The sequence below is a fragment of the Agrobacterium sp. GW821-FHT14E08 genome (genome assembly GCF_058803865.1).
Genome location: NZ_JBXAPJ010000001.1, coordinates 1,375,176 through 1,388,004 on the forward strand (window position 1 = coordinate 1,375,176; position 12,829 = coordinate 1,388,004).

13 protein-coding genes are annotated in these 12,829 nt (G+C 59.6%); 2 read left to right on the forward strand and 11 right to left on the reverse strand.

Going from position 1 to position 12,829, the window contains the following annotated elements; all coding sequences use genetic code 11:
• Positions 1–4 precede the first annotated feature (4 nt).
• The 3 genes from ttcA to rpsD all read right to left on the reverse strand — a co-directional run bounded on the left by ttcA (position 5) and on the right by rpsD (position 2,623).
• Complete coding sequence (ttcA, locus tag AC1ROR_RS06800; protein WP_167377450.1) at positions 5–946, reverse strand: tRNA 2-thiocytidine(32) synthetase TtcA; 942 nt, start codon at positions 944–946, stop codon at positions 5–7.
• Positions 947–1,007: 61 nt separating this feature from the next.
• Positions 1,008–1,937: a glutaminase gene (locus AC1ROR_RS06805; RefSeq protein ID WP_035224194.1), complete on the reverse strand. Its 930-nt coding sequence runs from the start codon at positions 1,935–1,937 to the stop codon at positions 1,008–1,010.
• Positions 1,938–2,005: 68 nt separating this feature from the next.
• Positions 2,006–2,623, reverse strand: coding sequence for a 30S ribosomal protein S4 (rpsD, locus tag AC1ROR_RS06810; protein ID WP_003520423.1), 618 nt, complete (start codon positions 2,621–2,623; stop codon positions 2,006–2,008).
• A gap of 452 nt (positions 2,624–3,075) precedes the next feature.
• Here rpsD and AC1ROR_RS06815 point away from each other — a divergent pair, with 452 nt between their 5' ends.
• On the forward strand, positions 3,076–4,059 hold the full coding sequence (locus tag AC1ROR_RS06815; RefSeq protein ID WP_498588966.1) for a TerC family protein: 984 nt from the start codon (positions 3,076–3,078) through the stop codon (positions 4,057–4,059).
• Positions 4,060–4,244: 185 nt separating this feature from the next.
• On the opposite strand, the gene AC1ROR_RS06820 is transcribed toward AC1ROR_RS06815, so the two are convergent.
• The 7 genes from AC1ROR_RS06820 to AC1ROR_RS06850 form a co-directional block, all read right to left on the reverse strand.
• On the reverse strand, positions 4,245–5,762 hold the full coding sequence (locus AC1ROR_RS06820) for a helicase HerA domain-containing protein (protein ID WP_498589184.1): 1,518 nt from the start codon (positions 5,760–5,762) through the stop codon (positions 4,245–4,247).
• A gap of 126 nt (positions 5,763–5,888) precedes the next feature.
• Positions 5,889–6,776 (reverse strand): EamA family transporter, encoded by an 888-nt coding sequence (locus AC1ROR_RS06825; protein WP_498588967.1) that lies wholly within the window; start codon positions 6,774–6,776, stop codon positions 5,889–5,891.
• Positions 6,777–6,811: 35 nt separating this feature from the next.
• Positions 6,812–7,450, reverse strand: coding sequence for a LysE family translocator (locus AC1ROR_RS06830; RefSeq protein WP_498588968.1), 639 nt, complete (start codon positions 7,448–7,450; stop codon positions 6,812–6,814).
• Between the two features lie 186 nt (positions 7,451–7,636).
• Entirely contained in the window at positions 7,637–7,876 is a 240-nt protein-coding gene (locus AC1ROR_RS06835) for a hypothetical protein (protein ID WP_080834873.1), read from the reverse strand.
• A gap of 378 nt (positions 7,877–8,254) precedes the next feature.
• Entirely contained in the window at positions 8,255–9,076 is an 822-nt protein-coding gene (gene murI / locus AC1ROR_RS06840) for a glutamate racemase (RefSeq protein ID WP_498588969.1), read from the reverse strand.
• Positions 9,060–9,902 carry an RNA methyltransferase gene (locus tag AC1ROR_RS06845; protein WP_498588970.1) on the reverse strand — a complete coding sequence of 281 codons (843 nt, stop codon included), beginning with the start codon at positions 9,900–9,902 and terminating at the stop codon, positions 9,060–9,062. The genes murI and AC1ROR_RS06845 overlap by 17 nt, the downstream gene beginning before the upstream one ends.
• Before the next feature lie 278 nt (positions 9,903–10,180).
• Positions 10,181–10,711, reverse strand: a complete 531-nt coding sequence (locus AC1ROR_RS06850) for a hypothetical protein (RefSeq protein WP_498588971.1) — start codon at positions 10,709–10,711, stop codon at positions 10,181–10,183.
• A gap of 214 nt (positions 10,712–10,925) precedes the next feature.
• Between AC1ROR_RS06850 and AC1ROR_RS06855 the strand changes: the two genes are divergently transcribed.
• A complete protein-coding gene (locus AC1ROR_RS06855) occupies positions 10,926–12,140 on the forward strand; it encodes an NADP-dependent isocitrate dehydrogenase (RefSeq protein ID WP_498588972.1) in 1,215 nt (404 codons plus the stop codon).
• A gap of 32 nt (positions 12,141–12,172) precedes the next feature.
• On the opposite strand, the gene AC1ROR_RS06860 is transcribed toward AC1ROR_RS06855, so the two are convergent.
• Entirely contained in the window at positions 12,173–12,784 is a 612-nt protein-coding gene (locus AC1ROR_RS06860; RefSeq protein WP_498588973.1) for a TetR/AcrR family transcriptional regulator, read from the reverse strand.
• Positions 12,785–12,829: the final 45 nt, after the last annotated feature.

Genomic DNA, 12,829 nt, shown 5'->3' on the forward strand with positions numbered 1-12,829 from the left:
TTCTTCATAAGGGAGGGCGGGCCTCCGTACGCTCTTCAGGTGACGCGCCGGTGACAGCGAGCGCGGAAAAATCAAAAAGCTTCGGATCGAGCAGATGCGACGGATTGACATGGGCAAGCGCCCTCAGCATCACATCCTTGCGGCCGGGCATACGCCTTTCTATGTCGGCCAGCATCTCCTTCATCGCATTGCGCTGAAGCCCGTCCTGCGAGCCGCAGAGATCACAGGGAATGATCGGAAATTCCATCGCCGCCGCGAATTTCGCCATATCTTCCTCGGCGCAATAGGCAAGCGGGCGCATGACCATCAGGTCACCCTCATCATTCAAAAGCTTCGCCGGCATTCCGGCCAGCCGGCCGCCATGGAAGAAATTCATGAAGAAGGTCTCAAGAATATCCTCGCGATGATGGCCAAGCAGCAGCGCGTCGCAGCCCTCTTCCCGCGCGATGCGGTAGAGATTGCCGCGCCTGAGCCGCGAACAGAGCGAACAGTAAGTGCCGCCCGAAGGCACCTTTTCCTTCACCACGGAATAGGTGTCGCGATATTCGATGCGATGGGGGACACCGATCTTCGCCAGATACTCCGGCAACACGTGCTTGGGAAAATTCGGCTGGCCCTGATCGAGATTGCAGGCAACAAGTTCCACCGGCAAAAGGCCACGCCATTTGAGATCGAGCAGCAGCGCCAGCAGCCCATAGCTGTCCTTGCCGCCGGAAAGGCCGACAAGCCAGCGCTTCTGGCCATTCAGCATGCCGAAATCGGTAAAGGCCTGGCGCACATTGCGCAGCAGCCGTTTGCGCAGCTTGTTGAACGACACCGAACGCGGTGCATTGTCGAACAGGGGATGCGAGCTGCCGTTTTCTTCGGACGCTTCCTGATCCGCCCCAATCTGGTCGGCCCCGGCCTGATCTACAAAATCATCGATCTTGGTGAGAATGTTCATCATCAGCTCGCTCCGGCACGACTGCCGTTCTACATGCAGGCAATGCCCCCATCCGCCGGCAATATCAAGCCCCGAATACCGACCAGCCGGTTTTCGTCGCCAGCATTTCCAGCGCATGTGACCCAAGCGCCGAATTGCCGACCTTGTTGAGGCCCGGTGACCAGACGGCGATGGACGCGTTCCCCGGCGCCACCGCCATGATGCCGCCGCCCACACCGCTCTTGCCCGGCAGACCGACATGATAGGCGAAATCACCCGATCCGTCATAATGGCCACAGGTCAGCATCAGCGCATTGATACGCCGCGCCCGACGGTCCGACACGACCGTATGCCCCGTCAGCGGGTTACGTCCGCGATTGGCGAGGAACAGCCCAGCGCGGGAAAGCTGAGCGCAGGTCATGGAAAGCGCGCACTGATGGAAATAAACGCCGAGCGTATATTCCACGGGATGGTGCAGATTGCCGAAGGACCGCATGAAATTGGCGAGCGCGAAATTTCGGAACCCCGTCGCCTGCTCGGATTTCGCCACCGTGTCATCAATGCTGATCGTGTCGTCATCGGCGAGGTAGCGCACGAAACGCAGGAGTTCACCGATTGCCTCACGCGGCTGATGGCCGGAAAGAACGATATCGGTGACCACAATGGCGCCGGCATTGACGAAGGGATTGCGCGGAATACCGTGCTCATGCTCCAGCTGGACGATGGAGTTGAAGGAAGAGCCTGATGGCTCGCGCCCCACCCGGTTCCACACCGTTTCCCCCGCCTTGCCGAGCGCCAGCGTCAGCATGAAGACCTTGGAGATGCTCTGAATCGAAAACGGCGTCAGCGCATTGCCGGCCGTATAGGTGGTTCCATCGACGGTGGTGATGGCGATGCCGAACTGGTTGGGATCGACCTTGGCAAGTTCGGGAATGTAATCCGCAACCTTCCCCTCGCCGAGCCTCGGCGCCATGCTGTCGTAAATGGAATCGACGATCGCCTGAATGTCCTGCATGCAAAGCCTTCCCCGCAAACAAAAAAGCCGCCCCGAAGGGCGGCTTCCTGAATACTGAAACGCGTCGATTAACGCGAGTAGAATTCGACGACCAGATGCGGTTCCATGACGACCGGGTACGGAACGTCGGAGAGAGCCGGAACGCGGGCGTAGGTCGCAACCATCTTGTTGTGGTCAACTTCGATGTAGTCCGGAACGTCACGCTCAGCGAGCTGAACGGCTTCCAGAACGGTTACGAGCTGCTTGGACTTCTGGCGAACTTCGATAACGTCGCCCGGCTTGCAGCGGTAGGAACCGATGTTGACGCGAACGCCGTTAACCGTGACGTGGCCATGGTTGATGAACTGGCGCGAAGCGAAAACGGTCGGAACGAACTTGGCGCGGTAGACGATGGCGTCCAGACGCGACTCGAGCAGGCCGATCAGGTTCTCGGAGGTGTCACCCTTGCGACGGTTTGCTTCGTCGAAGGTGGCGCGGAACTGCTTTTCGCGCAGTTCGCCGTAGTAGCCCTTAAGCTTCTGCTTGGCGCGCAGCTGCGTGCCGAAGTCGCTCATCTTGCCCTTGCGGCGCTGGCCGTGCTGGCCCGGGCCGTATTCGCGGCGGTTAACCGGGGACTTCGGACGGCCCCAGATATTTTCGCCCATGCGGCGGTCAATTTTATACTTAGCCGATTCGCGCTTGCTCATCGTATTTCCTTCTCAAAAGGTTATGCCGGTCTGTTGCCAAACCGGTTCAAGGAAACACGCCCTCCTCTGAAGCCCGTTTCAGGGCCTCTGACAGGCTTCTCACATGCAAATGGAGAAACCACGGGACATGTCGGTGATATTGACCGCCGAACGTCAGCTATTACACTGCAAGGCAGTCAACAAAACACACCGGACATCACTGCCCGGCGTTGGGGCGGCTTCTAAACACGTTTTACAAAATTGTCAAACAACGCCTGCCGTTTTTTTTCTAGAGCCGGCCCTTGAAAAGCCTGAAGCCTCCCCTATCTGTTCACCGTGATCAGAACTCGGGCCCCTCTGACGTGTTACCGGACAACACGTGATGTCGAGTTTCTTTAGGTTGGGGCCCACGTATATTCTTGACACACGTTCCCCATCCGCAAAGCCAACCTCGTCCGGCTAAAGGTTGACTGATGGAGTTCCTCCTCAACGATTTTCTCGGTACCCCCACATGGATGTGGGCGGTCTTCATTTCTCTCGTCCTTGGCCTCCTGGCGCTCGATCTCGGCGTGCTGCACAAGAATTCCAAGGAAATCGGCATTCGTGAAAGCCTGCTGATGTCGGGCTTTTATATCGCCATCGGTTTGGCCTTTGGCGGCTGGATCTGGTACCAGTCCGGCCAGCAGTCGGCGATGGAATATGTCACCGGCTTCGTGGTCGAAAAAAGCCTGGCGATGGACAATATCTTCATCATCGCCATGATCTTCTCCTATTTCGCCATTCCCCGCCAATATCAGCATCGCGTGCTGCTCTGGGGTATCCTCGGCGTCATCATCCTGCGCGGCATCATGATCGCCGGCGGTGCGGCCATCGTCGAAAACTTCCACTGGGTGCTTTATCTCTTCGCGGCCTTCCTCGTCTTCACGGGCCTCAAGATGCTGTTCTCGTCCGACCATGACGAGTCGGACATCGGCAACAACCGCATCCTAAAATTCCTGCGCAGCCGCCTGCCGGTGACGGAGAAGCTGCATGGCGAAAAATTCTTCGTCAAGGAAACGGATGCAGCCACCGGCAAGCTCAAGACCTTCGTGACGCCGCTCTTCCTGGCGCTCATCATGGTCGAAATCGCCGACCTGATCTTCGCGGTCGATTCGATCCCGGCAATCTTCGCGATCACCACCGATCCGTTTATCGTCTACACCTCGAATATCTTCGCGATCCTTGGCCTGCGCGCCCTCTATTTTGCGCTCGCCGCCCTGATCCACCGCTTCGCTTATCTGAAATATGCGCTGGCTGCGGTTCTGGTCTTCGTCGGTTCGAAGATTTTCGTCGCCGATATGCTGGGCATCGCCAAGATCCCGCCCGCCGTCTCGCTCGGCGTCACCGTCGCCATCCTCGCAACCGGCATCATCGGTTCGCTGATCGCAACGCGCAAGGAAGCAAAGGCCATCGAGTAAGGATGAGCAAGATGAGGAGGCGGTAACGCCTCCTCACACGCCGTCACCCCGGATTTGATCCGGGGTCCAGCGCGATCAAGTCCTTGATCGCAACAGACTCGTCTCACGGCGCAGACGCGCCGTGGCTGGATGCCGGATCAAGTCCGGCATGACGGAAGGTATGTCAAACAAGCAGCCTGCCAACCTCACTCCGCCGCCAGTCTCGCATCATCCTCAGCCGCATCCGCATCGCCGGGTGCGGTTTTTGCATCGAGATCGGGAAACGCCACGATGCGCTTGCCGGAGAAATCGGCATGCACCACCACAAGCTCCTTCTCCTCGAAATAACCGAGCAATCGCCGCGCGCGGCGCGCGGAATGGGTGCCGTAGGCCCGGGCAATGCGGGCATCCGATGGGCAGGGTTCTTCACCCAGCGCTGCCTTGACCAGCAGCAGGAAGACACCCTGCAGGTCATCGGAAACCGACGTCGACAGTTCCAGCGCCTTCTCCCAGCCTTCGCTCGCCGCCATCGCCGCATCCACACCGGAGCGGGCAATCGCCACCTGCCGGCGGAATTCCGCCAGTGTCATCGGCGTGCCGGGAATGCGACGCATACGGGCGCGCACCAGAAAATCCTGATAAAGCACCGCATCGGTGCGGTAGGCCGATTGCGGATCGTCGAGAATTTCAACGAGAACCGCACCGATCTTTTCCTCTCGCTCTTCCGGCGTCAGTTCCGGCTGACCTGCACGCGGCGATTGCTCCGGTGAAGGACCGACGGCGGCGGGCGTGGAACGGGAGAGCTCTGCCAGAATATCTGTGGTCGGACGCGGCGCGGGCGGCGTGCGGCGCACGGCGGCGCGCGTAAACTCTTCCGGATCCGGTGTGAAGATCAGGTCTTCCACATCCTGCGGGGCATCCGGCAGTGGCATCAGCTTCGGTGACGACGAGCGCGCGGAGGTTTCCACCGCCCCGATGACAATCGGCAACGGGCGGCGCGACAGCGCCGGGCCGAGCGCCACGAAATTGCCGCGCTGCAGATCGCGGAACATTTCCGCCTGCCGCCGGTCCATGCCGAGCAGATCGGCCGCGCGCGCCATGTCGATATCGAGAAAGGTGCGGCCCATCAGGAAGTTCGAGGCTTCCGCCGCCACGTTCTTGGCAAGCTTGGCCAGACGCTGCGTGGCGATGACGCCGGCAAGCCCGCGTTTACGCCCACGGCACATCAGATTGGTCATGGCACCGAGCGACGCCTTGCGGGCATCCTCTGTCACCTCTCCGCCGACGGAGGGCGCAAACATCTGCGCCTCATCCACCACAACAAGTACCGGATACCAGAATTCACGATCCGCATCGAACATGCCGTTGAGGAAGGCGGCGGCGGCCCGCATCTGCTGCTCGATATCGAGGCCTTCCAGCGTCAGCACGCAGGAAACGCGGTGCTGGCGAATGCGGTTGGCGATACCTGCAAGTTCCGCTTCGGTGCGCTCGCCATCCACCACCACATGACCGAACTTGTCGGAAAGCGTGACGAAATCACCCTCAGGATCGATGATGACCTGCTGCACCCATTGCGCCGATTGCTCCAGCAGCCGGCGCAGAAGATGCGACTTGCCGGAACCGGAATTGCCCTGCACCAGCAAACGTGTAGCAAGCAATTCCTCGATATCGAGCTTGGCCTGCTGCCCGCCCGATAGAGTTCCCATGTCGATGCCGACCTGCAATGTTTCGTTCCTTGTCCTGCATGCCATCCGGCCGATTCCCGTGGCGACGGCCGAACATGCTCTTTACCAAAAAATCGCCGGTTGCGTCTGCCCCATGCCGGTAATGCACAGGCAATTACGCCGCATCTATGCGGCTCCGGATGAGACCCGCAAAAATGAAAGCCGCCTGCCGAACACATTCAGCATCAGCCCGATAATGACCAATGCAGCACCGACCACTTCGAAGACGGTAATATGCTCCGCAAAAGCGAGATAGGCGCTGATGAAACCGACAATCGGCACCAGCAGCGAAAACGGCGCAACCGTTCCGGCCGGATAACGAAGAAGCAGGTAACTCCAGATGCCCGCACCGACAATCGTCGCACCATAGGCCATGTAGATCACCACGAGAGCCATCGTCGGCGTCGCATTAAACAGCCCTTCCGCAATCGCATCAGGTCCCTCCACCACCAGCGAAAGCAGGATCAACGGCAGAACCGGCACAAGGCTCGTCCATGCAACAAAGGACACCGCGTTCACCTGGCCGATGCGGCGGTTGACGATGTTGCCGCAGGCCCAGGCAATGGCCGAGCCGACCCCCATCAGGAGCGGTATCAGCGCTGCCGCCGTCATGCGCTCCACGCCAATGACCGCCAGCCCGCCGAAAGCAATGATCGCGCCGACGATCTGCGAGGGCAACGGCCGCTCGCCAAGAAACACCACGGCAAGCGCCAGCGTGAAAAAAGCCTGCGACTGCATGACGAGCGAAGCAAGCCCCGCCGGCAGGCCGAGTTTGATGGCCGGGTAAAGCAGGCCGAACTGCACGAAACCCATCGCCATGCCGTAAACGATCATATGCCGCCACGGCACGTTGGGTTTCGGCAGGAAGAATACCAGGGGCACGGCCGCAAAGAGATAACGCACCCCCGTCAGAAACAATGGCGGCATATCGGCGACGCCAACCTTGATGACGACGAAGTTGAAGCCCCACAAAAACACGGTGATCAGGGCGAGAATTATATGCGGCAATGCCATTTTGTTGTGTCCGAATTTCAGGTGATCGAGGCGCTTTACGCCGAAACCGCCCTCTTCCAGCCAAAGGCTATGAGACCGGCGCCGATCAGGAGACCGCCGCCCGTGCGGTTGACGATCCGCTGGACCTTCGGCTTGCGGATCGTATTGCGGGCGGCACTTGCCAGAAGTCCATAAAGCGCCGCATTGACAGTGGCAAGCACCAGGAATGTCACCTCGAAAATCAGCACCTGCGGCCAGAAGGGCAATGTCGGCACCAGAAATTGCGGCAGGAAGGCCACGAAGAACACGATGCTCTTCGGGTTCAGCGCGGTGACGATATAGGCATGCAGGAAAATCTTGAGCGGCCTTTCGCGACCGGTCACGCCCGTCCCTTCCGCGCCCTCGCCGCTGACCGGTGAACGCCACAGCTTGATACCGAGATAGACGAGATAAGCCGCACCAATCCATTTCAGCCCGGTGAAAAGCGCCGCCGATGTGGCAAGCAGCGCGCCGAGACCGAGCATCGAAGCCGTCATGGCGGTAAAATCACCAAGCGCCACGCCCGTCACCGTCGCGGTGCTCGCCTTGCGGCCATGGCCGAGCGCGTAGGAAATCACCAGCAGGATCGTCGGTCCCGGAATGGCGAGCATGATGGCGGATGCGGCCACGAAGGCCAGCCAGTTTTCCAATGGCATGATGGGTCTCCTCTATCCCGAGTCTTGAGCAAGCCACGGAAAATGTTTCGCTTCAAGCCGGATTTTACAAACCGTGCAGCGCGCTTGTAACAACCCGAAAAACGTCCCTGTAGTATCTTCTCCGCCGCCGGCGGGCAAAGTTCGATACGGCCCCTCCCGCATGTCTGCGCGGGAGAGGCCGTCACATCAAAACCGGGGCGCCCAATGAGGAACCTCCCAATCGCGCCGTCGCTTTACGCGCGAGGGGTCAAGGCCGATATCGACCAGAAGGCGCTCCGGCAGATCGGCAGGATCAGTCGGCGGCGCACGCGGCACCAGTGCGGCAACGAGAACCGCCTTCAGGGTTTTCCAGACGCCGAATGTGACGAACAAGCGATCGACCGCATCCGGCAGCGCATATGCTACCAATGGTTGATTTTTCTGCATGGGAAATCCATCCCGGCGCGGCAAAGCGGCCAGGTCCTTTATCGATGGAAAACGACATGCCGGAAGCGCGGACGCAGCAGCAGGAGCCACGCGGACGCACGATCACATGTCGAACGAAGTGAAAATGCCAAACGGCAAGGAAATCAGGCTTTAAGCCTTATCGGAGGGAGATGCCTCGGGTCACGTAACCGCAGGACATCATGCCGGAAAGGCCTGACATGCCGTTAAGGCGTATATTCATATGATCAGTCATTCCACGCCTCCATTTATAGCGGTTACAGACGATGAGCATCTTACACAAGAAATACGGCGCGACAAGTGGTCGCAATCTCGAATTGCAAAAGACGGACAAATTAGATGCAAAAATACAACAGGCGCTCAGACCGACGCAACACTGAGACCAAAACCCTGCATCAATCGCCGCGTGGCAAAGTCGGGCTTGCCTGAGGTAAAGACGGCAAAGTCAAAACCATCGGGATGTTCCGCATCCTGTGGCAGCGGCACCAGATGGCGCGCGCGCCGGGCAATCGCCTCGGCGGGGTCGAGCCAGTCCACCGGCCAGGGGGCCAGCCTGCGAAACACATTGGCCATAAACGGATAATGGGTGCAGGCAAGAACGACGATGTCGGTGCGCTTGCCATCGCTGTCGATGAAGCAGGGTTCGATTTCGGCAAGCACGGCTTCGTCGGATACAGGCTCACCCCTGATCCAGCTTTCGGCCATGCGCGCCAGATTTTCCGAGCCAACAAGGCGGACATGGCACTGGGTGGCGAAGGACTGGATCAGATCACGCGTATAGGCACGCTTGACGGTGCCCGGCGTCGCCAGCACGGAAACAAGGCCGGAACGGGTGCGCTCGGCGGCGGGCTTGATGGCGGGCACAGTGCCAACGAAGGTCATCTGCGGAAAGCGGGCGCGAAGGTCGGCCCCGGCCAGCGTGAAGGCGGTGTTGCAGGCGATGACGCAGACTTCGGGACTATAGTCTTCAAGCAGCTTTTCGAAGAGCGAAAGGATGCGCGCCTTCAACGCCTCCTCTTCCCAGCCGCCATAGGGGAAACCCGCATCATCGGCCACATAGATGAAGCCGCGCTCGGGCATCAGCACCCGCGCCTCGCGCAGCACGGTCAGCCCGCCAATGCCGGAATCAAACACCAGCACCGGTTTCAGCACATCGGCTGCGGCCTCACTCGTCTTCAGCATTCTCCCCGATTCCTTTCGGCAATGTTCCCTCTGCCGTTCCCGCCCGGCCTGCCTGCTTTGGCCACTGCCGGGGAAAACGGTCGAGCGAATTGATCACGCCACGGACAACACTGATTTCCTGCTCGGAAAAACCGCGTCTCGACAGCACTGCGCGCAGGTTGTCGACCATTTTCGGCTTTTTTTCGGGCGGATGGAAATAACCACGCGCATCGAGCGCCTCCTCGATATGCTCGAACAGGCCAAAGACCTGTTCCTTGGTCGAAGGCCGCTGCTCGACAGACTGGAAAAGCGTTTCGCCCAGATCGTCCATGCCGGATTTCATCCATTCATAGGACATCAAAAGCACGGCCTGCGCGATGTTGAGCGAGGCGAAGGCGGGATTGACCGGAAATGTCACGATCTCGTCGGCCAGCGCCACTTCCTCATTGGTAAGACCCCAGCGCTCGCGCCCGAACAGGATGCCGGTTCTTTCCCCCGTCTTGAACTTTGCACGCAACGTCTCGGCGGCGGTGACCGGAGCGCGGACCGGCTTGAACCCGTAACGCTCACGCGCGGTCGTCGCATAGACGAAGTTCAGGTCCTTGATCGCCTCTTCCAGCGTCTCGAACACCTTCGTCCCGTCAATGACATGATCTGCCTTTGAAGCAGCCGCCCGCGCCTTCTCGCTCGGCCAGCCATCGCGCGGATTGACCAGGCGCAATTCGGCGAGCCCGAAATTGGCCATCGCCCGCGCCACCATGCCGATATTTTCGCCGAGCTGCGGTTCGACCAGAATGATCGCCGGGCCTTCCGCCACAAGTTCAAGCTCGCTGTTTGTGCCTGCCATTGTCGTTTTCCGTTTTAAAAAGCGTCGCATCGACCTTCACGCCGATACTGTAAAGCGCGCCTCACTGGCACATATCGGCGCTAAAATCAAAGGCGGAGCGGGCGAATGGCGGCCTTTCAAGTGGAACGCAGGCTGCTACCTCACATTCGACGTCATCCTCGGGCCTGTCCCGAGGATCCACGCACGTCTCGCAAAATCAACCTGTTGCAGATGCTCGGGACGAGCCCGAGCATGACGCATGAGGGCTTTTCAGATGCCGCGTCTCCCTATCGCCGCTGTTACTCCCCCTTGATGATCGTCGCCATCTCTTCGCGCAGCGAATCCCTGCCCTCATCGCCAACGCGATGAATATCGCTGATGACCGGCCGGCCATCTTCCTCGACGACGTCGAAATGCACTTCGTCAACCGTCGCCTTCATCTCGGCCTCGTCCATGCAGGCCCAGAGCTTGAACTTTGCAGTCACGTCGGTCACACCGTCCTTGACCGCGCCCGGCGTCACCGACACATCCTCCAGCGGGCAACCATCCTGCGAGTTTGTCACAACATCGTAACCGAAGGGGTCGCCCTTCTCGCCACTCTCGGCCTCATAGGCAGGCTTCTTGGAGGCTTCGCGATATTGCGCGACGAAATCCTTGCTGAACAGGCTCACCAGCATGTCCTCGTCGAAGATGTATTTCCAGTTCTCGGCATCGCCGGACCAGTTCTTCACGGTGATATCCATCACCTTCTGGACGGGATCGGCAGGGCCTGCCGCAAGGGCGCTGTGGGAAAAGAGGACGGCGGCAGTCAGAAGCAGAAAATTCCGCATGATGTGATCCCGGGATTAGCCAAAAGGCGGGCGAAGCGATTCGCCTGACTGTATTCAGGCATTATGGTTTGGCAATGCGCAAAGCGTTATTGCGCTGCGCCAAAAAAGCGCCCCCCATGGCTTTGCCTCAGGCGCGTGCGATGCTATAGCCGCACCGGATATTTTTCCGACTATTGGTGTCAACAGACGCCACAGCTTCGAAGGTGAGGAATTCATGGCAAAGATCAAGGTAGCCAATCCGGTCGTCGATCTCGACGGCGACGAAATGACCCGTATCATCTGGCAGCTCATCAAGGACAAGCTGATCCTGCCATACCTCGATCTCGACATCGAATATTATGACCTCTCGGTTGAAAACCGCGACGCCACTAACGACCAGGTCACCATTGATGCGGCACACGCCATCAAGAAGCACGGCGTCGGCATCAAGTGCGCGACGATTACGCCGGATGAGCAGCGCGTTGAGGAATTCGGCCTGAAGCAGATGTGGAAGAGCCCGAACGGCACGATCCGCAACATTCTGGGCGGCGTCATCTTCCGCGAGCCGATCATCTGCAAGAACGTTCCGCGCCTCGTTCCCGGCTGGACCAAGCCGATCGTCGTCGGCCGCCACGCTTTCGGCGACCAGTACAAGGCAACCGATTTCAAGTTCCCCGGCAAGGGCAAGCTGACCATCAAGTTCGTCGGTGAAGACGGCCAGGTCATCGAAAAGGACGTCTTCGACGCTCCGAGCGCCGGCGTGGCACTTGCCATGTACAATCTTGACGAATCCATCCGCGAATTCGCCCGCGCATCCATGATGTACGGCCTGATGCGCAAGTGGCCGGTTTACCTGTCCACCAAGAACACCATCCTCAAGGCCTATGACGGTCGCTTCAAGGACATCTTCGAAGAAGTCTACCAGACCGAATTCAAGGCGAAGTTCGACGAAGTCGGCATCATCTATGAGCACCGCCTGATCGACGACATGGTCGCCTCCGCGCTGAAGTGGTCCGGCGGTTACGTCTGGGCCTGCAAGAACTACGATGGTGACGTGCAGTCCGACACGGTTGCCCAGGGCTTCGGTTCGCTCGGCCTGATGACCTCCGTTCTCCTGTCGCCGGATGGCCGCACGGTCGAAGCCGAAGCGGCACACGGCACGGTGACGCGCCACTACCGCCAGCACCAGAAGGGTCAGGAAACCTCGACCAACTCGATCGCATCGATCTTCGCCTGGACCCGTGGCCTCGCCCACCGCGCCAAGCTGGACGACAATGCCGAACTCGCAAAGTTCGCGGAAACGCTTGAAACCGTCTGCGTCGACACTGTCGAAAGCGGCTTCATGACCAAGGATCTGGCGCTCCTCATCGGACCGGACCAGCCCTGGCTCTCCACCACCGCCTTCCTCGACAAGATCGACGAGAACCTCAAGACGGCGATGGCAGCTTAAGCCTCTTTGCTCAACAGCTTTAGAACCCGGCCTCAGCGCCGGGTTTTTTCATTCACGCCGTAGAGCCGGAATATTAGTATCGCGGCGCGCGCCGATCGCGCCCTTATGTCATCTTCCGTCGGAAGGCCGATCGCACCCGTGGCGCGCCTGATCTGCAGATCCCCAACCAGAAGCGACAGCCAGATTTCCGAAGGCTCTTCCGAAGCCTTGGCATCTATGGCGCCCTGCTGCGCCAAAGCTGCAAAATAGGCGGCAAGCTTGGGCATGACATGGCTACGGCCTTTGTCCGAGAGGAGTGCCCCGAGCGCGGTTTCGCTGCCCGCCTCCGCCGCCGCCACCCTGTTGAGCAGCACCGCCCGCTCTCCCAAAAGCACCGTCAGGAGATCGGCCCCGAAACGCGAGAGCTCACCAACGCCATCCACCACTTCCACCGATGGCAATACCAGCTTTGCGGCATTTTCGGCGACCATGGCTTCGTAAAGACCGGCCTTGCCCCCGAACCAGCCGTAAAGCGTCTCCTTGGAAGACCTGCTCACCTTTGCCAGCGCCTGCATGGAAAACGCGGCATAGCCGTCCCGCGCAAGCATGGCGAAGGCGTGCTCGACAATCTCACGCCGGCGTAATTCCTTGCTCTCGCTGCGCATCGGCATTCCCTTGACAAAAACCGTACAGATACGTACGGAATATCC

Coding starts and splice junctions, on each gene's coding strand:
- ttcA (WP_167377450.1), bottom strand. CDS start 946: ATGATGAACATTCTCACCAAGATCGATGATTTTGTAGATCAGGCCGGG.
- AC1ROR_RS06805 (WP_035224194.1), bottom strand. CDS start 1,937: ATGCAGGACATTCAGGCGATCGTCGATTCCATTTACGACAGCATGGCG.
- rpsD (WP_003520423.1), bottom strand. CDS start 2,623: ATGAGCAAGCGCGAATCGGCTAAGTATAAAATTGACCGCCGCATGGGC.
- AC1ROR_RS06815 (WP_498588966.1), top strand. CDS start 3,076: ATGGAGTTCCTCCTCAACGATTTTCTCGGTACCCCCACATGGATGTGG.
- AC1ROR_RS06825 (WP_498588967.1), bottom strand. CDS start 6,776: ATGGCATTGCCGCATATAATTCTCGCCCTGATCACCGTGTTTTTGTGG.
- AC1ROR_RS06830 (WP_498588968.1), bottom strand. CDS start 7,450: ATGCCATTGGAAAACTGGCTGGCCTTCGTGGCCGCATCCGCCATCATG.
- AC1ROR_RS06835 (WP_080834873.1), bottom strand. CDS start 7,876: ATGCAGAAAAATCAACCATTGGTAGCATATGCGCTGCCGGATGCGGTC.
- murI (WP_498588969.1), bottom strand. CDS start 9,076: ATGCTGAAGACGAGTGAGGCCGCAGCCGATGTGCTGAAACCGGTGCTG.
- AC1ROR_RS06845 (WP_498588970.1), bottom strand. CDS start 9,902: ATGGCAGGCACAAACAGCGAGCTTGAACTTGTGGCGGAAGGCCCGGCG.
- AC1ROR_RS06850 (WP_498588971.1), bottom strand. CDS start 10,711: ATGCGGAATTTTCTGCTTCTGACTGCCGCCGTCCTCTTTTCCCACAGC.
- AC1ROR_RS06855 (WP_498588972.1), top strand. CDS start 10,926: ATGGCAAAGATCAAGGTAGCCAATCCGGTCGTCGATCTCGACGGCGAC.
- AC1ROR_RS06860 (WP_498588973.1), bottom strand. CDS start 12,784: ATGCGCAGCGAGAGCAAGGAATTACGCCGGCGTGAGATTGTCGAGCAC.